At 73.3% G+C, this 19,929-nt stretch carries 22 protein-coding genes and 1 pseudogene; 10 read left to right on the top strand and 13 right to left on the bottom strand.

Going from position 1 to position 19,929, the window contains the following annotated elements:
- Positions 1 to 92: 92 nt before the first annotated feature.
- From KIS93_RS66200 to mmuM, 4 genes are all read left to right on the top strand, one after another.
- Positions 93 to 1,487: a MerR family transcriptional regulator gene (locus KIS93_RS66200; RefSeq protein WP_230466417.1), complete on the top strand. Its 1,395-nt coding sequence runs from the start codon at positions 93 to 95 to the stop codon at positions 1,485 to 1,487.
- Positions 1,484 to 4,408 carry a VIT domain-containing protein gene (locus tag KIS93_RS69560; RefSeq protein WP_478212901.1) on the top strand — a complete coding sequence of 975 codons (2,925 nt, stop codon included), beginning with the start codon at positions 1,484 to 1,486 and terminating at the stop codon, positions 4,406 to 4,408. Before KIS93_RS66200 ends, KIS93_RS69560 begins: the two co-directional genes overlap by 4 nt.
- A complete protein-coding gene (locus tag KIS93_RS43390) occupies positions 4,362 to 5,108 on the top strand; it encodes a Crp/Fnr family transcriptional regulator (RefSeq protein WP_186404768.1) in 747 nt (248 codons plus the stop codon). The genes KIS93_RS69560 and KIS93_RS43390 overlap by 47 nt, the downstream gene beginning before the upstream one ends.
- 61 nt (positions 5,109 to 5,169) lie before the next feature.
- Positions 5,170 to 6,033, top strand: coding sequence for a homocysteine S-methyltransferase (gene mmuM, locus KIS93_RS43395; protein ID WP_080041154.1), 864 nt, complete (start codon positions 5,170 to 5,172; stop codon positions 6,031 to 6,033).
- Positions 6,034 to 6,091: 58 nt separating this feature from the next.
- On the opposite strand, the gene KIS93_RS43400 is transcribed toward mmuM, so the two are convergent.
- From KIS93_RS43400 to KIS93_RS43410, 3 genes are read right to left on the bottom strand one after another with little or no spacing between them, the layout of a single operon-like run.
- Positions 6,092 to 6,598, bottom strand: coding sequence for an MFS transporter (locus KIS93_RS43400; RefSeq protein ID WP_420895888.1), 507 nt, complete (start codon positions 6,596 to 6,598; stop codon positions 6,092 to 6,094).
- Positions 6,496 to 7,197 (bottom strand): MFS transporter, encoded by a 702-nt coding sequence (locus tag KIS93_RS69260; RefSeq protein ID WP_420895887.1) that lies wholly within the window; start codon positions 7,195 to 7,197, stop codon positions 6,496 to 6,498. Before KIS93_RS69260 ends, KIS93_RS43400 begins: the two co-directional genes overlap by 103 nt.
- The gene (locus KIS93_RS43410) at positions 7,122 to 7,442 is read right to left on the bottom strand and encodes a hypothetical protein (protein ID WP_186404771.1); all 321 of its coding nucleotides are present in this window, start codon (positions 7,440 to 7,442) and stop codon (positions 7,122 to 7,124) included. Before KIS93_RS43410 ends, KIS93_RS69260 begins: the two co-directional genes overlap by 76 nt.
- A 112-nt stretch (positions 7,443 to 7,554) precedes the next feature.
- On the opposite strand from KIS93_RS43410, the pseudogene KIS93_RS66215 reads away from it, so the two are divergent.
- Together KIS93_RS66215 and KIS93_RS66220 are read left to right on the top strand one after the other, a co-directional pair.
- Positions 7,555 to 7,671: pseudogene (locus KIS93_RS66215) on the top strand (helix-turn-helix domain-containing protein); the annotation flags it as partial.
- Positions 7,672 to 7,730: 59 nt separating this feature from the next.
- Positions 7,731 to 8,465: a LysR substrate-binding domain-containing protein gene (locus tag KIS93_RS66220; protein WP_246005448.1), complete on the top strand. Its 735-nt coding sequence runs from the start codon at positions 7,731 to 7,733 to the stop codon at positions 8,463 to 8,465.
- 103 nt (positions 8,466 to 8,568) lie between these two features.
- On the opposite strand, the gene KIS93_RS43420 is transcribed toward KIS93_RS66220, so the two are convergent.
- Positions 8,569 to 8,994 (bottom strand): DoxX family protein, encoded by a 426-nt coding sequence (locus tag KIS93_RS43420; RefSeq protein WP_080041156.1) that lies wholly within the window; start codon positions 8,992 to 8,994, stop codon positions 8,569 to 8,571.
- A gap of 89 nt (positions 8,995 to 9,083) precedes the next feature.
- On the opposite strand from KIS93_RS43420, the gene KIS93_RS43425 reads away from it, so the two are divergent.
- The gene (locus tag KIS93_RS43425) at positions 9,084 to 9,545 is read left to right on the top strand and encodes a MarR family winged helix-turn-helix transcriptional regulator (RefSeq protein ID WP_080041157.1); all 462 of its coding nucleotides are present in this window, start codon (positions 9,084 to 9,086) and stop codon (positions 9,543 to 9,545) included.
- A gap of 9 nt (positions 9,546 to 9,554) precedes the next feature.
- Here the strand turns inward: KIS93_RS43425 and KIS93_RS43430 are convergent, their stop codons facing one another.
- A complete protein-coding gene (locus tag KIS93_RS43430) occupies positions 9,555 to 10,268 on the bottom strand; it encodes a lysophospholipid acyltransferase family protein (protein WP_080041158.1) in 714 nt (237 codons plus the stop codon).
- A 178-nt stretch (positions 10,269 to 10,446) separates the two neighbouring features.
- Here KIS93_RS43430 and KIS93_RS43435 point away from each other — a divergent pair, with 178 nt between their 5' ends.
- Both KIS93_RS43435 and KIS93_RS43440 read left to right on the top strand, forming a co-directional pair.
- Complete coding sequence (locus KIS93_RS43435) at positions 10,447 to 11,205, top strand: alpha/beta hydrolase (RefSeq protein WP_080041159.1); 759 nt, start codon at positions 10,447 to 10,449, stop codon at positions 11,203 to 11,205.
- 46 nt (positions 11,206 to 11,251) lie between these two features.
- Complete coding sequence (locus KIS93_RS43440; RefSeq protein ID WP_080041160.1) at positions 11,252 to 11,755, top strand: hypothetical protein; 504 nt, start codon at positions 11,252 to 11,254, stop codon at positions 11,753 to 11,755.
- A 15-nt stretch (positions 11,756 to 11,770) separates the two neighbouring features.
- Here the strand turns inward: KIS93_RS43440 and KIS93_RS43445 are convergent, their stop codons facing one another.
- The 7 genes from KIS93_RS43445 to KIS93_RS43475 all read right to left on the bottom strand — a co-directional run bounded on the left by KIS93_RS43445 (position 11,771) and on the right by KIS93_RS43475 (position 17,574).
- A complete protein-coding gene (locus KIS93_RS43445; RefSeq protein WP_230466418.1) occupies positions 11,771 to 12,880 on the bottom strand; it encodes a beta propeller repeat protein in 1,110 nt (369 codons plus the stop codon).
- 38 nt (positions 12,881 to 12,918) lie between these two features.
- On the bottom strand, positions 12,919 to 13,614 hold the full coding sequence (locus tag KIS93_RS43450; RefSeq protein ID WP_080041161.1) for an endonuclease/exonuclease/phosphatase family protein: 696 nt from the start codon (positions 13,612 to 13,614) through the stop codon (positions 12,919 to 12,921).
- Between the two features lie 54 nt (positions 13,615 to 13,668).
- The gene (locus tag KIS93_RS43455) at positions 13,669 to 14,601 is read right to left on the bottom strand and encodes an ROK family glucokinase (protein ID WP_080041162.1); all 933 of its coding nucleotides are present in this window, start codon (positions 14,599 to 14,601) and stop codon (positions 13,669 to 13,671) included.
- A 25-nt stretch (positions 14,602 to 14,626) separates the two neighbouring features.
- The gene (locus KIS93_RS43460; RefSeq protein ID WP_186404772.1) at positions 14,627 to 15,034 is read right to left on the bottom strand and encodes a hypothetical protein; all 408 of its coding nucleotides are present in this window, start codon (positions 15,032 to 15,034) and stop codon (positions 14,627 to 14,629) included.
- 45 nt (positions 15,035 to 15,079) lie between these two features.
- Positions 15,080 to 16,300, bottom strand: coding sequence for an ArsA family ATPase (locus KIS93_RS43465; RefSeq protein WP_080041164.1), 1,221 nt, complete (start codon positions 16,298 to 16,300; stop codon positions 15,080 to 15,082).
- A 1-nt stretch (position 16,301) separates the two neighbouring features.
- A complete protein-coding gene (locus KIS93_RS43470; protein WP_080041165.1) occupies positions 16,302 to 16,736 on the bottom strand; it encodes an SRPBCC family protein in 435 nt (144 codons plus the stop codon).
- 70 nt (positions 16,737 to 16,806) lie between these two features.
- Complete coding sequence (locus KIS93_RS43475) at positions 16,807 to 17,574, bottom strand: metallophosphoesterase family protein (RefSeq protein WP_080041166.1); 768 nt, start codon at positions 17,572 to 17,574, stop codon at positions 16,807 to 16,809.
- Positions 17,575 to 17,751: 177 nt separating this feature from the next.
- On the opposite strand from KIS93_RS43475, the gene KIS93_RS43480 reads away from it, so the two are divergent.
- Positions 17,752 to 19,500, top strand: a complete 1,749-nt coding sequence (locus KIS93_RS43480) for an AMP-dependent synthetase/ligase (protein WP_080041167.1) — start codon at positions 17,752 to 17,754, stop codon at positions 19,498 to 19,500.
- Positions 19,501 to 19,512: 12 nt separating this feature from the next.
- On the opposite strand, the gene KIS93_RS43485 is transcribed toward KIS93_RS43480, so the two are convergent.
- Entirely contained in the window at positions 19,513 to 19,890 is a 378-nt protein-coding gene (locus KIS93_RS43485; RefSeq protein ID WP_080041168.1) for a MerR family transcriptional regulator, read from the bottom strand.
- Between the last annotated feature and the right edge of the window lie 39 nt (positions 19,891 to 19,929).

The raw sequence follows: 19,929 nt of genomic DNA on the forward strand, positions 1-19,929 counted from the left end.
AATTTACACATTTAAGAACGAAATCCGGGCGTCACATCTTCCGGCCTCCAACGACATTGACACTGTAATAGTGACAGTGTCATTGTGGGCTTATGAGTGACACCTGGACGATCGGCGAGCTGGCCGAGCACGCGGCGCGCACCCTGCGCGCCGGCGCGCCGTCCCCTCCCAACGGGCGGGTCCGCGACGTGCCGAGCGAGCGGCTCATCAGGTGGTACACCACGATCGGCCTGGTCGACCCGCCCCTCACCCGCCGCGGCCGCATCGCCCGGTACGGGCGGCGGCACCTGCTGCAACTCGTCGCCGTGAAACGCTTGCAGGCGGCCGGCCGATCGATCGCCGAGATCCAGGTCGTCCTGGCCGGCGCCACGGACCGCATGCTGGAATCGGCCGCCCACCTGGACGGCCCCCTCCCGGCACCGGCAGCCGCCGACGGAGCGAGGACGGCCCAGGGTGGAGGCGGCCACGCGCGGCCAAGCGAGACACAGGCGAGCGACGCGCCAGCGGGTCAGGCGCGGGCAGGCAAGGCGCCGGCAAGCCAGGCACAGCCGGGCCACGTGTGGCCAGACGAGGCCCAGGCAGCGCAGGCGCAAGCAAGCCAAGCGCAGGCGGGCGATGCGCAGGCGGCGATAGGCGAGGCGCAGGCGGGCGAGGCGTCGGAAGGCCACCGTGAGGCCGCAGCCCCGTCACGTGCGGCGGCGCCCGGCGGAGGCGAGTCCGTGCGCGGCAGGTTCTGGGCCGAGCGGCCCGGCGTCGGTGCGGCACCCGCCCATCCAGGGCAGCAGCCGGACGCGCTCCCCAGCGACGACCCCGCACGCGAGCGCGGCGGCGACCCCGCACGCGAGCATGGCGGCGACCCCGCGCGGCCCGGCGGTGACCCCGCGCGCGAGCCCGGCACCCAGCGATCCGAGGGCCCGGCACGGCCTGCGGGCACTCGCCCGGCCGCCATCCCACCGACCCCCGGCGCGGCCGGAGAGGCAGGCGTGCCGTCCGGTCGCGGCGCAGGCGGCGAGGCAGGAGCGCTACCGCTGGGCGGGCCGTCCCAGGCAGCGAGCGCGCCACCGAGCCCCGCCACGCCCGGCGACCGGGCGGGAACAGCGCCGAACCCCGCCACGCCCGGCGATCCGGCGAGCACAGCCGCGTCCGACGGCCCGGCGAGCACAGCTGCGGCCGGCGGCCCGGCGGGCACAGCGCAGAGCCACGGCACGTCCGGCGAATCGGGCGTGTCCTCAAGCCTCACCCCGGCCGGTCGAGTGGGCGGGTCGCCGGATCGCACCCTGTCGCGGGAGCCCGGGGCGCGCGGGGAGGGTGGCGAGCGGGTATGGGGCGCTGGGGTGCGGGGTGTGGTGGTGACGGGGGTCAGGTTGGGAGACGGGGTGCGGCTGGTGCTGGACACGGGCCGGGTGCCGTCGGAGGAGGACGTTCAGGCGGTGCTGGCGGCGGCGCGGCCGCTGCTCGCGGTGCTCGAAGAGAGGGAGCTGACATGAGGATCACTTCGCTGGAGCCCGCACGGTGCGCGCCGGTGCCGGACGCCGGGTTCGGCGCGCTGCTGACCGAGCGCGGCAACCTGCCGCTGGAGAGCGTGGACGTGGCCGCCGACATCTCGGGCCTGATCGCCGGGGTGGAGGTCACCCAGGGGTTCAGGAACCCGTTCGACGTCACGCTGGAGGCCACGTACGTCTTCCCGCTGCCCGACCGCGCGGCCGTCACCCGCTTCCGGATGGAGGCCGACGACCGGGTCGTCGAGGGCGTGCTGAAGGAGCGCGGCCAGGCCAGGGCCGACTACGACCGCGCGCTGCGCGAGGGCAGGCGGGCGGCGATCGCCGAGGAGGACCGGCCCGACGTGTTCACGATCAGGGTGGGCAACATCCTGCCCGGTGAGCGTGTGTCGGTGTCGCTGACGATGAGCCAGCCGCTGCCGTACGAGGACGGTGCGGCCACGTTCCGGTTCCCGCTGGTGGTGGCCCCGCGGTACGTTCCGGGCACCCCGCTCGACGGCCCGCCGGCCGGTGACGGCACCGCGCCCGACACCGACGCGGTGCCGGACGCGTCGAGGATCAGCCCGCCGGTCCTGCTGCCGGGCTTCCCCAATCCGGTACGCCTGTCGCTGACCGCCACGGTGGACGCGGCCGGGCTGGAGCTGCGCGAGCTGGCCTCCAGCCTGCACGTCGTCGAGGAGGAAGGCCATGCGGAAGGGCGCGGTGAGAGGCGGACCGTGCGGGTGCGGCCGGGTGAGCGGCTGGACCGGGACTTCGTGCTGCGGCTGTCGTTCGACGCCTCCACGTCGCTGCAGCTCGACGGTCAGGGCACGTTCGCGCTCACGCTGCTGCCCCCGCCGCTGGAGGGCACCCGCACGCCGCGCGATCTGGTGCTGCTGCTCGACCGTTCCGGCAGCATGGGCGGCTGGAAGATGGTCTGCGCCCGCCGGGCCGCCGCCCGCATCGTCGACACGCTGACGCCGCAGGACAGGTTCGCGGTGCTGACGTTCGACTCCGTGGTGGAGCAGGCGTTCGAGGGGCTGGTGGAGGCGTCCGACCGCAACCGGTACCGCGCGGTCGAGCACCTGGCCAGGGTGGACGCCCGCGGCGGCACCGAGCTGCTCGAACCGCTGCGCCAGGCCACCACCCTGCTGGGCGGCGCCGAGCCCGGGCGCGAGCGGGTCGTGGTGCTGGTCACGGACGGGCAGGTGGGCAACGAGGACCAGATCCTGGAGCAGGCGGGCGGCGCGCTGTCGGCCATGCGCGTGCACACGGTCGGCATCGACCGGGCCGTGAACGCCGGGTTCCTCGGCCGGCTGGCCGGGCTCGGCGCGGGGCGGTGCGAGCTGGTCGAGTCGGAGGACCGGCTCGACGCCGCCATGGACGCCATCCACCGCAGGATCGGCGCCCCGCTGGTCACCGACCTGTCGCTCAAGGACCTCGACGTCGAGCCCGGCACGGTCACCCACCTGGGCTCGATCTTCCCGGGCGTGCCGCTGCGCGCGTACGGGCGTTACCGCGAGGGCTCCTCGGTCACCGTGCGCGGCACCGCCGCGGGCGGGCCGTGGGAGGAGCGGGTGCCCGGCGTGACCACCGCCAATCCGGCCCTTCGCGCGGTGTGGGCGCGGGCGCACCTGCGCGAGCTGGAGGACCGGTACGCCATGGGCGAGCACGACCTGGAGCCCCGCATCGTGCGGACGTCGCTGGAGTACGGCGTGCTCTGCCGGTTCACCGCGTACGTGGCCGTGGACACCCGCCAGGTCGCCGGCGAGGGCCCCGAGCACCGCGTCATCCAGCCGGTGGAGCCGCCGAGCGGCTGGGAGCTGCCGAGCGCGGCGCCGGCGGCGGGCGCGTTCGCGGCCGGCATGATGCTGACCTCCGCCCCGATGGCGGCGCCCCGGATGCGGATGTCCGCGCCCGGGCTCAGCCCGTCCGACCTGGACCAGGGGTTCGTGGGCACGGGCTCGCAGGAGGGCGGCCCGGTGTTCGGCGCTCCCGGAGGCGCCCCTGACGGCGCTCCTGGTGGCGCTCCTGGTGGGGGTGCTCCCGGTCACGGCATGGTGCCGCCGTCCGCGCCCGGCCGGCCGGCGATGCCCGCGCCGGCCGCTCCCCGTGGCGGTCCCTGGCCGAAGACCGGCGGGCGGCCCACGCACCGGCTGGAGTCGGTACGTCCCCAGCTCGTCGCCGAGCTCGACCGGCTCAACGCCCTGCCCGCGCCCGACCTGCTGTACCTGGCGGACCTGGGCACCCGGCTGGCCGCGCTGGCGGCGTTCCTCGGCGGGAACGAGGACCTGGAGACGCTGGCCCGCGAGCTGGAGGGCGCCGAGCGGCCGGGCGCGGACGCGCAGGCGCTGCACGACCGCGCCGTCCAGGTGCTGACGACGCTCACCGGCGGCGGCACGCCCGCCCCGCCCGGGTCCCGGCGCCGCCCCAGTCCCGGGCCCCAGTCCCCGTCCCGGGCCCGCAGCCCCCGGAGGCGAAGCGGCGCGGCCCCTTCTGGAAGCGCACCTGACAACCCGTGTGACGGGCGGCCGAGCGACCGCCCGTCACATGATCGGGGTCCATTCCCGCAGCAGCACGACCTGGGAGCCGTCCACCGCCGCGTACGGATCCTCCCGGAGGATGTCCCGCAGCTCGGCCTCGTCCGCCACCTCGTACACGTGCAGCGCCCCGCTGTCGTCCGCCCACGGCCCGGCGGTCACCAGCCGCCCCTGCTCCTTGAGCCGCCGCAGGTGCTCCCGGTGGGCGGGGCGGGCCGCGAGCCGCCGGGGGTCGCCGTCGAAGGCCAGTTGCACCACGTATCTCGCCATGCCCCGCACGTTAGGCCCGGGCCGTCCCGGTGGTCAGCATCGTGCGGCACGGCCGTGGTGTATCACGGGATACATGACGTACACGCTGGCCGATCTCCCCATGCTCGGCGGGCTCGGTGAGGAGCGGCTGCGGGGGCTGGCGGCGCGGGCCCGCCGGCGGCGGTATGCGGCCGGGCAGGTGCTGTGCACGGAGGGGGATCCGGCCGACGACCTGATCGTGCTGCTGGACGGGCGGGTCAAGGCGGCCCGGGTGAGCGCCGAGGGCCGGGAGGTGGTGCTGGCCGTGGAGGGGGCGCCGGTGGCGTTCGACAAGACGGCGCTGCTGGTGGACGGCGCGCACCGCGCGACCCGGACGGCGCTGACGGCGGTGGAGGTGGTGTACCTGCCGCGCGCCGCCGTGCTGGAGCTGGTCGGCGCGGAGCCGTCGGTGGCGGCGCGGCTGCTGCGCACGCTGGCGGCGACCGTGCGCGACCTCGACGAGCGGCTGCTGGACGCGTCGGTACGGGACGTGCCGTCGCGGGTGGCGGCCTGGCTGGTACGCCGCGGCACCGCTAGTTGGTCGACGATCTCGGGCCCGCGGCGGTACCGGGTGCCGCTGGACGGAGGGCAGGCCGGTCTGGGGGCCGAGATCGGGGCGACCAGGGTGAGCGTCAACCGCGCCCTGCGGGCGTTCGAGCGCCGCGGGCTGATCGAGATCGGCACCGGCGAGGTGATCGTGCTGGACGGCCCGTCCCTCGCCCACGCCGCCGCCCACGGCACCCCACGGGCCGCCACACGGCCCGCCCACCAACCCGCGGGCCGCCGTGTCGGCTCGCCGTGAACGTGCCCGCGCGGGCGGACGGGCGTGCGGTGTTCCGGCGGCCCCGTACGCTGGTCAAGTGATGACACTTGTCCTGGACGGCGGCCTGGCGACGCGGTTGGAGGAGCTCGGCGCGGACCTGAGCGACGAGCTGTGGTCGGCGCGGCTGCTGCTGGAGGAGCCGGCGCTGATCAGGCGCGCGCACGCCGACTACTTCGCGGCCGGGGCCGACGTGGCGACCACGGCCAGCTATCAGGCGACGCTGCCGGGGTTCGCGCGGCGCGGCCTGGGTGTGGCGGAGGCGGAGCGGCTGATCCGGCTGTCGGTCGAGCTGGCCGCCCAGGCGCGGGACGAGGCGGGGCACGGGCTGGTGGCGGCCTCGGTGGGCCCGTACGGCGCCTATCTGGCCAACGGCGCCGAGTACACCGGCGACTACGACCTCGACGAGGACGGCCTGTACGCCTGGCACCTGCCGCGCTGGGAGATCCTGGCGGCGGCCGGGGCGGACCTGCTGGCCTGTGAGACGATCCCGTCGTTCCCTGAGGCGCGGGCGCTGGCGGCGCTGCTGGCCCGCACTCCGGGGGTGAAGGCGTGGGTGAGCTTCTCGTGCCGCGACGGGGAGCGGCTCAACGACGGCACGCCGATCCGGGAGGCGGCGGCGTTGTTCGCGGGAAACCCGCAGGTGGTGGCGGTGGGCGCCAATTGCACGGCGCCGCGCCACATCCCGGGGCTGATCTCGTGCCTGGCGGGCGGCCTGCCGGTGGTGGTCTACCCCAACTCGGGCGAGTCGTGGGACGCCGGCGCCCGCCGCTGGCTGGGCCTGGCGGACCCGGTCGAGTTCGGCCGGGCCGCTCAGGAGTGGCAGCGGGCGGGCGCGTCGCTGATCGGCGGCTGCTGCCGTACGACGCCGGAGCACATCAGGCACATCCGCGCCCGCCTGACCTGAGCCGGCACGATCACATCAAGCAGGTCCGCGCGTCCGGCCTGAGCCAGGCCCAAGCACATCAGGCGGATTCGCGCGCGCCCGGCCTGAGCCACCAGCCGGTGAGCAGGCCGCCCGCGAGCACCACGGCGGCCACGACACGGTATCCGGTGCCCATCCCGTACGTGGCCATGACCGTCCCCATGACGGCGACCCCGACGGCGCTGCCGAGCTCGCGGGTGGCGCTGTTGAGGCCGGAGCCGAGGCCGGCGCGCTCGCGGGGCAGCGCCGCCATGATCTCGTGCGAGAGCACGGGCAGGCACAGGCCCATGGACGCCCCCATGATCACCAGTCCGGCGGCGTACAGGGGGTAGGGCATGGTGGCGCCGGCGAAGGACAGCAGGGCCAGCCCCGCCACGTTCCCCGCGAGCCCGGCCAGGACGGCGGGGCGCGGGGCGAAGCGGCCCGCCAGCCGCGACAGGACGATCATGGGGATGACGAGCGGCACGATGGCCACCCCGGTGAGCAGCGGTGAGAAGCCCTTGACCTCCTGGAGGAAGCGGGCGTTGACGAAGAACAGCGCGAACAGCCCGAAGAAGGTGACGGCCACGCCGAGCGTCCCGGCGCGCAGCCGCGCCGACGCGAACAGCCGGGGTCGAGCAGCGGCGCGGAGGCGCGCAGCTGGTGCGCGACGAAGCCGGCGAACAGCACGGCCGCCACGCCGAACGCCGTCACCACCAGCCCGCTCCCCCATCCGGCCTCGGGCCCCTCGATGATCCCGGTGAGCAGCGCCACGGACGCGGCGGTGAGCAGCACCGTGCCGGCCAGGTCGAGGGCGGCGGGGTGCCGGGGCACGCGCGGCACCATCACGGCGACCAGCGCCGCGAGCGCGGCGGCCAGCAGCACCGGCACCCCGAACAGCGCCCGCCACGGCAGGTACTGCATGACCAGCCCGCCGCCCAGGTTGCCGATCACGCCGGCGGCGCCGGTGGCGGCGGTCCAGGCGGCGACGGCGGCGCCGCGCTCGGCGGGCGGGTAGACACCGACGGTGATGGCCAGCGAGGCCGGCATGACCATGGCGGCGCCCGCGCCGCTCAGCGCCCTGGCGGCGATCAGCGTGACGACGTCCGGCGCGAGCGCCGCCGCGAGGCATCCGGCCGCGAACACGCCCAGCCCGGCCAGCAGCACCCCTTGCGGCCGAAGCGGTCGCCGGCCGCGCCGGCGGGGATGAGCAGGCAGGCGAAGACGATGACGTAGGCGTCGACGATCCAGAGGATCTGCGCCTGCGAGGGGTGCAGCTCGGAGGCGGCGAGCGTGGGGATGGCGAGGTTGACGGCGGCGACCAGGGCGACCGCGAGCACCACGGACGCGGCCATGACGGCCATGATCCGGGTGCGGGACCGGACGCCCGGCTCCAGCGTAAGGGTGGACATGCGAAACCTCCGGCGAGGTCAAGGGGTGATGGAGTGCGGCGGAGGCCTCCCGCGTTCCTCACCGTAGACTCGACCCTGACCTGACCTCAAATGCATCTTTGGCAGGTGATACATGCGTCAGACGCAACCGAGCTTCGACCTGCTGATCGCCCTCGACGTGCTGCTGGAGGAGGGCAGCGTCTCGGCGGCGGCGCGGCGGCTGCACCTGTCGGAGCCGGCGATGAGCCGCACGCTCGGGCGCATCCGCGCGGCCATGGGCGACCCGGTGCTGGTGCGCTCGGGCGGCAGATGGTGCCGACACCCCGGGCGCTGGCCGTGCGGGGCGAGGTGCGGGCGCTGGTGGAGGCGGCCAGGAAGGTGTTCACGCCGCCGGGCGAGCTGGATCCGGCCACGCTGGAGCGCAGGTTCGTGATCCTGGCCTCCGACGTCGTGATCACGGCGGTGAGCGTGCCGCTGCTGACGGAGGTGAGCCGGTCGGCCCCGGGGGTGCGGCTGCACTTCGTCCCGGAGGGGCACGGCGACGCGCAGGCGCTGCGTGACGGGAGCGCCGACCTGGAGGTGACGGGCATGGAGGACCCGGCGCCGGAGATCCGGGTCGAGCCGCTGACGGAGGACCGGGGCGTCGGCGTCGTGCGTCCCGGGCATCCGATCCTCGACGGCGGGCCGGTCACGGCGGCCAGGTTCGCCGCGTTCGAGCACGTCATCGCCACCCGGCGGGGGCGCACGGCGGGGCCGGTGGACGAGTTGCTGGCCGGGATGGGGCTGGCGCGGCGGGTGGCGGGCTCGTTGCCGACGTTCGGGGCGATGCTGCTCGCGGTGCGCGAGTCGGGGCTGGTGGGGATGACGCCGGAGCGGCTGACCAGGCCGATGTACGAGGCGCTGGGGCTGGTGACGTTCGCGGTGCCGTTGGAGCTGCCGCCCATGACGATCTCGATGGGCTGGCACCCGCGCTACGACGCCGACCCGGCGCACGCCTGGCTGCGCGAACGCGTCCGGGAGGCCCTGACCCGCCACCCCACGTAGAGAAGAAAGGGGGCGGCGCCGACCGAAGAAGCGGCGCCGGCCCAAGAGGCGGTGCCGGCCGCCACCACGCCCGGCCGGCACGCCCAGGCCACGCCCTCCGGCGTTACGCGGTCGCCGTGGCGGCGCTGCGGCGGCGGAACAGGACGCGGTCGAGCGCCAGCGCGCCGCCTCCGGTGAACCCGACGGCCAGGCTGGCCGCGGCCAGCGCCAGCACGAACTCGTAGCCGCCGTCGCCGGCCAGCCCGTTGGAGCCGTGCACGAAGGCGATCGCGCCCAGCATGTCGAGGGCGAGCAGCGTGCCGGCGATCGGCAGCGCGACGCCGAGGATCAGCGCCAGGCCGCCGGCGACCTCCAGCACGGCCACCGCGGGCGCGGCCAGGCCGGCCAGCGGGATGCCGACGGACTCGAAGAACTTGGTCGTGCCCGCGATGCCCATGGTCGCGAACTTCTGGTAGCCGTGCACCAGGAAGATCACCCCGATGGCGACCCTCGCCAGCAACAGGACGACGGGACGCGCCTGATCCACCATGCGAACTCTTCCCCCTCGATGGATGTTCAGATTTGAACAACGACTCTAGCAGTGATTTGTTCAAATTCGAACGACAGTACACTGAATCGGTGACGGACATCCGATGGCTGGACGCGACCGAGATGGCGGCGTGGCGCGCCTTCGTGTCCACCTCCCACCTGCTCGAGCGGCGGATCGAGGAGCAGCTCAAGGCCGCCGCCGGCCTCACGCACCCGCAGTACGAGATCCTGGTGGTCCTGTCGGAGTCCCCCGGCCGGCAGATGCGCATGACGGAGCTGGCGAGAGACGTCGTGGTGTCGAAGAGCGCGCTGACGTACCAGATCAACCAGCTCGAGAAGGCGGGGCTGGTGGAGCGGGCGACCTGCCCGTCCGACGAGCGCGGCGTGCTGGCGGTGCTGACCGAGAAGGGCGCGCGCTGCCTGGAGCAGGTGGCGCCCGGTCACGTGGAGGTCGTGCGCGCCTTCCTGATCGACCGGCTCAGCCGGGAGGAGCTGCGCACGATGACGAGCGCCATGCGCCGCACCGAGGAGGCCTTACGCTCCTCGGCGTGACCTCCCGGCTCACTCGCTCTTGCCCGCGGCGGCGGCCCGCGCGGCACGCTCCATCTCGACGCGGGCGCTGGCGGCGTACTTGTCGACGTACTCCTGGCCCGACAGCTCCATCAGCGCGTACATGATCTCGTCGGTCACGGCGCGCAGCACCAGCCGGTCGTCCTCCATGCCGTAGTAGCGGGAGAAGTCGAGCGGCTTGCCGAACTTCACGCCCGGCCGGATGCCCAGCTTGGGGAACAACCGCCCCGGCGGCATCATCTCGTACGTGTTGATCATCGCCCACGGGATCACCGGCACCCGCGACTCCAGCGCGAGCCTGGCCACGCCGGTCTTGCCCTTGTAGAGGCGGCCGTCGGGCGTGCGGGTGCCCTCGGGGTAGATGCCGAGGATGTGGCCCTCGCGCAGCACGCGCAGTCCGGTGCGCAGCGCGGCCTCGCTGGCCTTGCCGCCGGAGCGGTCGATCGGCACGGTGCCGACCCCGCTGAAGAACAGGCGGGTGAAGAAGCCCTTGATGCCCCGCCCGGTGAAGTAGTCGGCCTTGCCCAGCGAGATGACCTTGCGCCGGATCTGCAGGGGGCCGAAGAAGTGGTCGGCGAAGGACAGATGGTTGCCGGCCAGGATGGCGGGCCCCTCCTTGGGGACGTTCTCGGCGCCTTCGGTCCACGGCCTGAAGATGAGGTGGAGGAACGGCCCCAAGATGGCCTTGACCACCCAGTAGAACACCCTGGCACCTCTTCCTGCGCACTTCTCGTCGGCGGGCATCGTCAGCAGTGGGCAGAGTCATCTTCCCATCTCGACGGCCATGCTCCTACATCAGCTCTCGCACAAATACCCCGGAACATGCGACGATCGGGCCGTTCCGGCGGAAATTGCCGGAATGAAACGGCACAGAGGAGCTGTTATGCCGCTCATGCCAGGCGCGGAGCCCTACCACCACGAAGCAGGCCAGATCGGCGTGCTGCTGTGTCACGGCTTCACCGGCACGCCGCAGTCCCTGCGACCATGGGGGGAGTACCTGGCCGGTCAGGGGATCAGCGTGTCGCTGCCCCGCCAGCCCGGGCACGGCACCAAGTGGCAGGAGATGAACCGGACGCGCTGGGAGGACTGGTACGCCGAGGTGGAGAAGGCGTTCGCCGACCTCCAGGGCCGGTGCGCGGAGGTGTTCGTGGCAGGGCTGTCGCTGGGCGGCTGCCTGGCGCTGCGGCTCGCCGAGGTGCACGGGTCCGCCATCAGAGGGGTGATGGTGGTGAATCCCTCGATCGCCAACGACGTGCCGCTGCTCAAGCTCGCTCCGCTGCTCAAATGGTTCGTGCCGTCGGTGCCCGGCGTCGCCAACGACGTCAAGAAGCCCGGGGTGCGCGAGCTGGCCTACACTCGCACTCCGGTGAAGGCGGCGGCGTCGCTGCCGGGGCTGTGGTCGCTGGTGCAGGCCGACCTGGCGAAGGTGACCCAGCCACTGCTGGTCTTCCACAGCCGGGACGACCATGTGGTGAAGCCGACGAGTGTCGCGATCATTCGCGCGAAGGTCCCGCAGGCCACGATCGAGGAGCTTACCGATAGCTACCATGTTGCGACACTTGACAACGATGCCGACAGGATCTTTGCCGGGAGCCTCGACTTCATCCGGACACATGCCTCGGTACCCTTGCAGAGGGACTGATCGCACCCAGGGGGAAGTCGCGATCGCTGCGGAGAGGCCCATCTAGGTGACGCCCCAGAGTGACGAGGACGAGGTCTGGCGGCAGATCGTCGCGTCCTTCAACGACACCGCCGAGCGCGACTCGGCCGATCAGCCATGGCCCGACAGCGAAAACCTGCCTGCCGAGCCCACCCGCCGGGTCGTCAAGCCCTCGGAGGAGGAGCCCGCGCACGACGTCTCGCCGGGCTCCCTCGACTCCCTCGACGACGGCCCGCTGCTCGACCGCGACCGCGGCGACGGCGACGGTGAGGGCGAGGAGGACGAAGGCCACTTCGAGCCTCCGCCGCCGCCTCCGCTGCCCAAGCTCGACCTGCCGACCAAGCTGGCGTGGGTGGCGCTGTTCGGCGGCCCCGCCTACCTGCTGGTCGCGGCGATGGCGAGCTGGCACATGGAGGGGTGGGCGCTGTTCACGGCGGTGGCGGCGTTCATCGGCGGGTTCGTGGCGCTGGTGGTGCGCATGGGCGACGGCCCGCCCAACGACTCCGGCTGGGACGACGGCGCCGTGCTGTAGGCGCCCGGCGCGGGCTCACGACTTCGCCGTGGTGGTCTTGGGGGCGAACGACTCCACCACGTCGCTGTAGCGGTCTTTCGCGTCGACGGCGTGGCCGACCGCCCACACGGTGCTCCTGCCCGCCAGGTACGCCACCGCCTGCAGCCGCACGCTGCTCCTGCCCTGCTGGGCGTCGCCCCTGATGGTCTCGCACCGGCCCTTCTCGCAGCGCAGCATGAACGGCTCCGCGGCCCGCGAAGGGTCGTAGCCGGTCATCCAGTAGCGGCCCTTGCCGTCGCCGGTCACGCCGTACAGCCTGGCCTCGGAGGCGGGCAGCTTCAGCTCCCGCCACCGCTTGCCGTTCCAGGTCAGGGCGAGCGGCACGATGTCGCCGGGGCCGCGGTAGACGCCGCCCACGGCCAGCGCCTGCTTGGAGCTGTCGACCTGCACGTCACGCAGGTAGCCGCCGGGGACGGGCGGCAGCGGCATGGACTTCCACGAGCCGCCCGAGTAGTGCATGACCAGCGGCTCGGTGCCGGTGTCGCCGACGGCGAACCCGCCGGAGACCGCGTACAGGGCGCCTTCGTCCTTGGTCTCCTGCGCCGTCCAGGTGCTGCCCTGGCCGGTGAGGATCAGCCCGTTCTTCTCCCGGCTGCCGACCGCCACGATCTTGCCCGACTTGGCGTCGACGCCGCCGAGCCAGTCGCCGGCCCGCAGGGCGGACGGCCTGACCCGGTCGAACCCGGCGGTGTCGCCGTGCGCGAGGTACGGCAGCCCGTCGTGCCCGTCGCCGACCGCCCACACGTCGGACGGCGAGGCGGCGGCCAGACCGCGCAGGCTGCCCGCGGCGGTGTTGTCGCGGATGCCGATCTCCGCCCACCTGCTGCCGTCCCAGTGGCGGATGGTGCCGCGGTTCTTCCAGACGTCCCAGATCTCCTGCTGGCCCACCGCCCACACGTCGCTCGGCGAGACCGCCAGCACGTCGGAGAGCGAGCCGTCGACCTGGAGGCGCACGCTGGTCGACTGCTGCCACGCCTCGATCTGCGCGGGGCGGGGTTCGGCATGCGCGGCGGGCGTGACCTGCGTCCAGGCCACGGACGTCGCCAAGATCAAGGAGAGCGCACGCCGCTGAAAGCGACGGGTCATGAAGGAAATGCTACGGGCTGGACAGCCTGTCTTGCCCGCTAGTGCCCAACTCTCAGCTCCGCGACGACCGGCAGATGGTCGCTGGCCCCGGTCAGATCGGCGCTCGCGGCCCGCACTCCCCCGCACGACACGACGTGCGTCCCGCGCGCGGCGAACACCCCGTCGATGCGCGCGGACGGCTTCCCGGCCGGGAACGTCAGGCCGTCGCCCTCGGGCGCCACGGCGTAGCAGTCGGCCAGCCGCCCGGCCAGGTAGCGCCAGGCGGGGCGGTGCGGATGCTCGTTGACGTCGCCGGCCAGCACGACGGCCGCGCCGTGCCTTGCGGCCACGTCCTCCATCAGCGCCACAGCCTCGACGGCGTGCCGCATCCTGGCCGCGTCGTGCAGGTCGAGGTGGAGCGAGCCGACGGCCAGCCGCGCCCCCTCCGCCTGCACCACGGCGACGGCCAGCGCGCGCCGCTCCAGGCCGAGGAAGGCACGCAGCCGGCGGGTCTCGGCGTGCAGGACGCGGGCGCGCGGCCCGACCAGGACGGCCACGCCGCCCACCCGGCCCGGCGTCGCCACGGACAGCCCCGAGGCGGCGGCCAGCGCCGCCCGCCTGGCCCGCCAGCGCAGGAACCTGGGCGCCTCCTGCACGCACAGCACGTCGGCGCGGGCGTCGGCGATCACCCTGGCCAGCGCGGGCACGCTGTCGCGCAGCCCGTGCAGGTTGTACGTGCCGACCCTGATCGTCACAGGCGTCACAGGTGTACGGACGTCAAGAGCGTCAAGAGCGTCACGGCATCGGGCTCAGCGCTGCCTGGCCAGGTCGGCGGCACCCACGACGCCGGCGGAGGCGCCCAGCTCGGCCAGCCTGATCTCGGCCAGCGGCCGGTGCCCGTGCCCGGTCAGCCGCTCGGCGAAGGTCTGCCTGGCCCGGTCGATGAACAGGTCGGCCGCGCGGGACACGCCGCCGCCGACGATGAAGCAGCCGGGGTCGAGCACGGCGGCCAGGTCGGCCATGCCCTGCCCGAGCCAGTCGGCCAGGCTGCCGAACGCGTCGAGCGAGGCCTCGTCGCCCTGGCGCGCGGCCTCGGTCACCTCCTCGCCCTCGATCTTGCCGCCGGCCAGCCCCAGCAGGATCCTGGCCCGCTCCGGCTGCGCCTCGGCGATCTCCCGGGCGTCCTTGACCAGGGCCTGGCCGCTGGCGTACTGCTCCCAGCAGCCGATGTTGCCGCAGCCGCACTGCCGCCCGCCGGGCAGCACCTGCATGTGGCCCAGCTCGGCGCCCATGCCCCAGCGGCCGCGGTAGAGCTCCCCGCCGATGACGATGCCGCCGCCGATGCCGGTGCCGAGCGTCAGGCAGACCACGTGGGACTGCCCCCTGCCCGCGCCGAACCTGGTCTCGCCCCAGGCCATGGCGTTGGCGTCGTTCTCGATGACGACCGGCAGGCCGACCAGGTCGCTGATCTTCTTCTGCAGCGGCTCCTCACGCCAGGCGAGGTTGGGGGCGAAACGCACGACGGACCTGGTCTCGTCCACGAAACCGGCCGCGCCGACGCCCACGGCCTCGATCGTCCGGTCTCTGGACAGCTCGCGTACGACGTCGGCCACCGTCTCGGCGACCACGTCGGGGCGGTCGGCGGCGGTGGGCCTTAGCGTGTGTTCGACGATCTCGCCATTGTCGTCGACCACACCGGCGGCCACCTTCGTCCCGCCGATGTCGACACCGATCGTGAGCATGCCCCGCGTCTCCTCTAGTTCAGATCTATGTGTTCCACGTCGTCACGCTGCCCGTCGCGGCGGCCCTCATGCTGGTCGCCGCCCGGCCTGCCGGTGCTGCGGGGGCCGGCCTGCTCAGCGCGTCGAGCGCGCCCTTGAAGGCGGCGAACAGCTCGCCGCCCGCCGCCATCAGGTGCCCGGCCACGTCGCCGCCGGACTCGCGCTGCGCCGCGATCGCCCGGCAGACGGGGCAGGCGCGGCAGATGTACTCGTCGTGGGGCTCGGACACGGCCTCCTCCCAGACGTCCCGCTCCCTGCGGCCACCGCCGCCGGTGAAGGAGTTGAGCACGCTCCTGCCGACCTGGCGGGTGGCCCGCCCCTGGATCGAGTCGAACAACTTGCGTGCCTCGTCGGCGACGGTCCCGATCGGGTCCCTGTTCTGGCTCTCGCTCATCTTGGCCCTTCCTGGCGTTTGGGGTCGCTCCTCCATTTCAACTCCTCAGGTCGCCGATTCGCTCCCCGAGCCGGATGATGGTGCGGACCCCGCCCCTCCGGGCTCGTCCTCGGGCTCGTCCTCTTGTGCCGCCCACCGCACGCGCAGCACGCCGTCGCGCAGCTCCGCCCCGCTGATCCGCCTGCGGGCCAGCGCCACGGGCAGCGCCAGGATCCTGCGGTACGGCCCGGCGGTGACGATCAGCTCGTCGCCCTTGCGGGCCAGGTCCACGTCGGCGCGGTCGGCGCCCGGCAGGGCCAGCGCCAGCTCGTCGGCGCTCATCCGCAGCGGCGGCTCGACGGCGTGCGGGGCGAACGGGTCGGACTCGCCGTACAGCGCGGCGCCCAGGCCGGCCAGGGCGTCCTTGCCGACGGGCTCGGCCGACAGGTACGGCACCACGTGGACGGGCAGCGGCGCGAACGACTGCTCCGCCTCGGCCAGCAGCCTCGACTGGGCCGCCACCCAGCGGGCCCGCCACTCGTCGGCGCCGCCCTCGGGGAAGACCCGGTTGGCGATCACGGCGTCGACGCGGTAGCCGTACAGGCTGAGGGAGGTCAGGGTGCGTCTGGCCTCGGCGAGCACCACCGACTCGGGGGTGAGCACGAGCCGCACGGAGGCGTGGTCGCCGGTGAGCAGCTCGCGCACCTCCATGAGGCCGCGGTGGAAGCGCTCGCCGGCGCTCAGCACGTCGTCGCCGGGCGCGCTCACCCGGGCCACGCTGCGCGTGAACGGCGCGACCAGCCGCACCAGCCTGCGGCCGACCGGCATGAGCCGGTTGACGTGCCAGTCGAGCGCCTCGGGCAGGGCCAGCAGGCGCAGCGTCTCGGCGGTGGGCGCGCAGTCGACCACGATGACGTCCCAGCGGCCCTCGCGGGCGTGCTCGCGCAGCTCCAGCAGCGCGATGACCTCCTCGGCGCCCGGCAGGACGGTGATCTCCTCGGAGGTGATCCGGTCGAGGCCCAGCTCGACGAGCACGCCCCTGGCGTAGTCCTGTAGCTCGCCCCAGTGGCGCTCCAGCGTCTTCTGCGTGTCGACCTGGTGCAGGTGCAGGCCGGGCGCGATCTCCCCGGGCGCGGCGGCCAGCGCGTCGGACAGCGAGTGCGCCGTGTCGGTGGAGATGATGAGCGTCTTGAGCCCGCGACCGGCGGCGAGCGTGGCGGTGGCCGCGGCGGCCGTCGTCTTGCCGACGCCGCCCTTGCCGGTGAAGAGCAGGACGCGCGGGCTCACCTCAGCGGCCTTCGACGCGCTTCTTGAGACCCTTGAGCGCGGTGTCCACGATCACCTTCTCCGCCTTGCGCTTGATCAGGCCGATCATGGGCACGCTGAGATCGACCGTCAGCTCGTACGTCACCTCGGTGCCACTGCCCGTGCCGGCCAGCCGGTAACTCCCCCTGAGGTCGGAGACCATCTTCCCCGGCTCGACCACCTGCCAGTGCACGCCATCGCCCTCCCACGTGTAGCCGAGGGTGTAGGTGTCGCTGATCGGGCCGGCGTCGAGGGCGAAGCGCACCGTCGCCGGCCTGCCGTCGGCGTCGGTGGTGAGAACCTGAGCGCTTTTGACCTGGCCTGCCCATTCCGGGTAGGAGGGGAAGTCCGCGATGACCGCCATCACGTCGGCCTGCGGGGCGCCGATGGTGATGCTCGAAGTGGTGCGATCAGACATGCGACCACCGTAGTGCACAAACCGCCGACCGCGGCGGAGCCCTGCACGCTACCGGCCAGTGCCGGTCAGATCACCATTCGAGGACGTACGGGACGCCCTTCCCCCGGAAATGCCCCACGTTCACGCATTCGGTGCGGCCCACCCGGGCCCGCCGGTGCAAGGGGTTGTGCACGTGGCCGAACAGGGCGTAGCGCGGCTGCGTGCGTTTGATCGCCTCCAGCGTCGCCTCGCTGCCGCGCTCGAAGCGCCGGGCCACCACGTCGTACAGCAGCTCGGGCAGCGCGGGCGGGATGTGGCAGCACAACACGTCGACCTCGCCGACCGCCTCGACCTTGGCGGCGTACTCCTCGTCGGTCAGCTCGTGCGGGGTGCGGTACGGGGTCTTGAGGCCGCCGCCCACGAAGCCGAAGCGCAGCCCGCCGATCTCCGCCACCTGCCCGTCGAGCACCTGCTGGCCGGGCCTGAGGTAGTCGGCCCACAGGCGCGGCAGGTCGACGTTGCCGTAGGTGAGGTAGGCCGGGGTCGGCATGGCGCCGAAGAGGGCGGCGTACTGGGCGCGGACGTTGCGCTCGATGTGCTCGCGCGGGTCGCCGTCGAGCGTGCTCCACAGGCACGCCGACATGGCCCTGGCCTCGTCGAAGCGCTTGGCCGTGCGCAGCGCGATGAACTTCCTGGCGTTCTCGGCGCCGAACAGGTCGGCGAAGATGCCCTGGGCGTGGTCGTCGTAGTCGACGAACAGGATCAGGTCGCCCAGGCAGATCAGCGCGTCCGCGCCGTCGCCCGCGCGGGCCAGGGCGTCGGCGCGGCCGTGGACGTCACTGACGACATGCACCCTCATGAGGGGAATCCTACGACCGCGCGATCGGGCCGTCCGATCCGCCGTTTTCGATGCGCGTACGGGCGGGCGGCGGCTGCTAGCGTGGGAAATGCCCTTCATAACGCCTCAATGACGAAGCTACCGGCGCGTAACTTAAGGCGGTAACGTCCAGGCGGTCCCCGAAGAGGAGTTGAGTTCGTGCGCGAGTACAGCGTCCCCGTCCTGGTCGACGTGCCCGCCTCCGCGGGCCTGGCCGACACCGTCTTCCGGCGCGCCGAGCAGGAGCCGGGCGCGGTCGTCATGCGCCGCAAGACCGGCGCCGGCTGGCCCGTCGTCACCGCGGCCGAGTTCCGCGACCAGGTGGTCGAGGTGGCCAAGGGGCTGATCGCGGCGGGCGTCGAGCACGGCGACCGGGTGGCGCTCATGTCGCGCACCCGCTACGAGTGGACGCTGGTCGACTACGCCATCTGGGCCGTCGGCGCGGTGACCGTGCCGATCTACGAGACGTCCTCGGTCGAGCAGGTCAGGTGGATCCTGCACGACAGCGACGCCAAGGCGGCGTTCGTCGAGCTCGACGGGCACGAGGAGGCCGTGCGGGAGGCCGCGCCCGAGCTGAAGGCCATCTGGCGGGTCGACGGCACGCTGGAGACCGGCGACGTCACCGCCGCCGACGTCGAGGAGCGCAGGAAGCAGGTCACCTCCGCCGACCTGGCCACCGTCGTCTACACCTCCGGCACCACCGGCCGGCCCAAGGGCTGCCGCATCACCCACGACAACCTGCTGTTCACCGCGCTCAACGTGCTGCGGGGGCCGCTGGAGCCGCTGTTCGCCCGCAAGGACCCGGCGGCGCTGCTGTTCCTGCCGCTGGCGCACATCTTCGCCCGGATGATCCAGGTCGTCCTGATCGAGGCCGGCGCGATCATGGCGCACACCCCCAACATGAAGAACGTCGCCCCCGACCTCCAGGACTTCAAGCCGACGTTCCTGCTGGGCGTGCCGCGCGTGTTCGAGAAGGTCTACAACTCCGCCGAGCAGAAGGCCATCTCCGGCGGCAAGGGCAAGATCTTCGCCCGCGCCGTCGACGTGGCCGTGGCCTGGAGCAAGGCCGAGAGCACCGGCGGCGCGCCCCTCGGCCTGCGGCTGCAGCGCGCGGTGTTCGACCGGCTCGTCTACTCCAAGCTGCGCGCCGCCACCGGCGGCCGGCTGTCGGCCGCCGTGTGCGGCGGCTCCGCCCTCGGCGAGCGGCTCGGCCACTTCTTCCGCGGCGTCGGCATCGAGGTCTTCGAGGGCTACGGCCTCACCGAGACCTCGGCCCCGCTCTCCGTCAACATGCCGGGCGCCAACAAGATCGGCACCGTCGGCAAGCCGCTGCCCGGCGTCACCCTGCACATCGGCGACGACGGCGAGATCCTCGCCAAGGGCCGCAACGTCTTCCACGGCTACTGGAAGAACGACGAGGCCACCGCCGACGTCATCGACCCCGAGGGCTGGTTCCACACCGGCGACATCGGCGAGCTCGACGCCGACGGCTACCTGCGCATCACCGGACGCAAGAAGGAGATCCTGGTCACGGCGGCGGGCAAGAACGTCGCCCCCGGCCCCCTGGAGGATGCCCTGCGCGCCCACCCGCTGATCTCCCAGGCCATGATCGTGGGCGACGGGCGGCCGTTCGTGGCCGCCCTCATCACCCTCGACCCCGAGGCCCTGCCCGCCGGCGCCAAGGTGGCCGAGCTGCGGGGCGACCCCAAGGTGCAGGCCGAGATCCAGGCCGCCGTCGACCGGGCCAACCAGTCGGTGTCGAAGGCCGAGCAGATCAAGAAGTTCCTGATCCTCGACGGCGACATCACGGAGGAGAGCGGGCACCTCACGCCCACCCTCAAGGTCAAGCGGAGCCTGGTGATGCGCGACTTCGCCAAGGACATCGACGACCTGTACGGCGGCCACTGAGCGGCCCGTGAGTCAGGCGGCGCCGGCCAGCGGGGCGGTCTGCTCGGCGTGCTCCGTGGCGGCCACGAGCGCGGCCAGGCTATCGCGGGCCGTGCGGATCTCGGTGAGCTGCTGCTCCAGGGCCGCCAGGCGGTCGCGCAGGTGGCCGAGCGTGCAGGCGTCCAGCACCTCGCCCGAGCCGGACGCGCACGGCAGCACGTCCCTGATGACCTTGGTCGGCAGCCCGGCGGCGAGCAACGTGCGGATCCGCCGCACGACCACAGGCGCGTCCTGGCCGTACCGCCGGTGGCCGCCCTCCTCCCGGAAGGACGTCAGCAGCCCCTGCTCCTCGTAGTAACGCAGCAGCCTCGGGCTGACCCCTGTCTCGCGCGACAACGCCCCGATCCTCATGTGACGCTCCTCACAACACTTCGGCTTGAATCTCACACC

Origin of the sequence: [Actinomadura] parvosata subsp. kistnae (assembly GCF_900323885.1) — a bacterium.
In the GTDB taxonomy this organism is placed as follows: domain Bacteria; phylum Actinomycetota; class Actinomycetes; order Streptosporangiales; family Streptosporangiaceae; genus Nonomuraea; species Nonomuraea composti.

Bases quoted from the DNA above. Each gene is read 5' to 3' on its own strand.
- KIS93_RS69560 (WP_478212901.1), top strand. From the start codon at position 1,484: ATGAGGATCACTTCGCTGGAGCCCGCACGGTGCGCGCCGGTGCCGGAC.
- KIS93_RS66200 (WP_230466417.1), top strand. From the start codon at position 93: ATGAGTGACACCTGGACGATCGGCGAGCTGGCCGAGCACGCGGCGCGC.
- KIS93_RS43485 (WP_080041168.1), bottom strand. From the start codon at position 19,890: ATGAGGATCGGGGCGTTGTCGCGCGAGACAGGGGTCAGCCCGAGGCTG.
- KIS93_RS43470 (WP_080041165.1), bottom strand. From the start codon at position 16,736: ATGTCTGATCGCACCACTTCGAGCATCACCATCGGCGCCCCGCAGGCC.
- KIS93_RS43410 (WP_186404771.1), bottom strand. From the start codon at position 7,442: ATGTCCACCCTTACGCTGGAGCCGGGCGTCCGGTCCCGCACCCGGATC.
- KIS93_RS43420 (WP_080041156.1), bottom strand. From the start codon at position 8,994: ATGGTGGATCAGGCGCGTCCCGTCGTCCTGTTGCTGGCGAGGGTCGCC.
- KIS93_RS43460 (WP_186404772.1), bottom strand. From the start codon at position 15,034: ATGAGCGAGAGCCAGAACAGGGACCCGATCGGGACCGTCGCCGACGAG.
- KIS93_RS43475 (WP_080041166.1), bottom strand. From the start codon at position 17,574: ATGAGGGTGCATGTCGTCAGTGACGTCCACGGCCGCGCCGACGCCCTG.
- KIS93_RS43435 (WP_080041159.1), top strand. From the start codon at position 10,447: ATGCCGCTCATGCCAGGCGCGGAGCCCTACCACCACGAAGCAGGCCAG.
- KIS93_RS43455 (WP_080041162.1), bottom strand. From the start codon at position 14,601: ATGCTCACGATCGGTGTCGACATCGGCGGGACGAAGGTGGCCGCCGGT.
- KIS93_RS66220 (WP_246005448.1), top strand. From the start codon at position 7,731: ATGGTGCCGACACCCCGGGCGCTGGCCGTGCGGGGCGAGGTGCGGGCG.
- KIS93_RS43445 (WP_230466418.1), bottom strand. From the start codon at position 12,880: ATGACCCGTCGCTTTCAGCGGCGTGCGCTCTCCTTGATCTTGGCGACG.
- KIS93_RS43390 (WP_186404768.1), top strand. From the start codon at position 4,362: ATGACGTACACGCTGGCCGATCTCCCCATGCTCGGCGGGCTCGGTGAG.
- mmuM (WP_080041154.1), top strand. From the start codon at position 5,170: ATGACACTTGTCCTGGACGGCGGCCTGGCGACGCGGTTGGAGGAGCTC.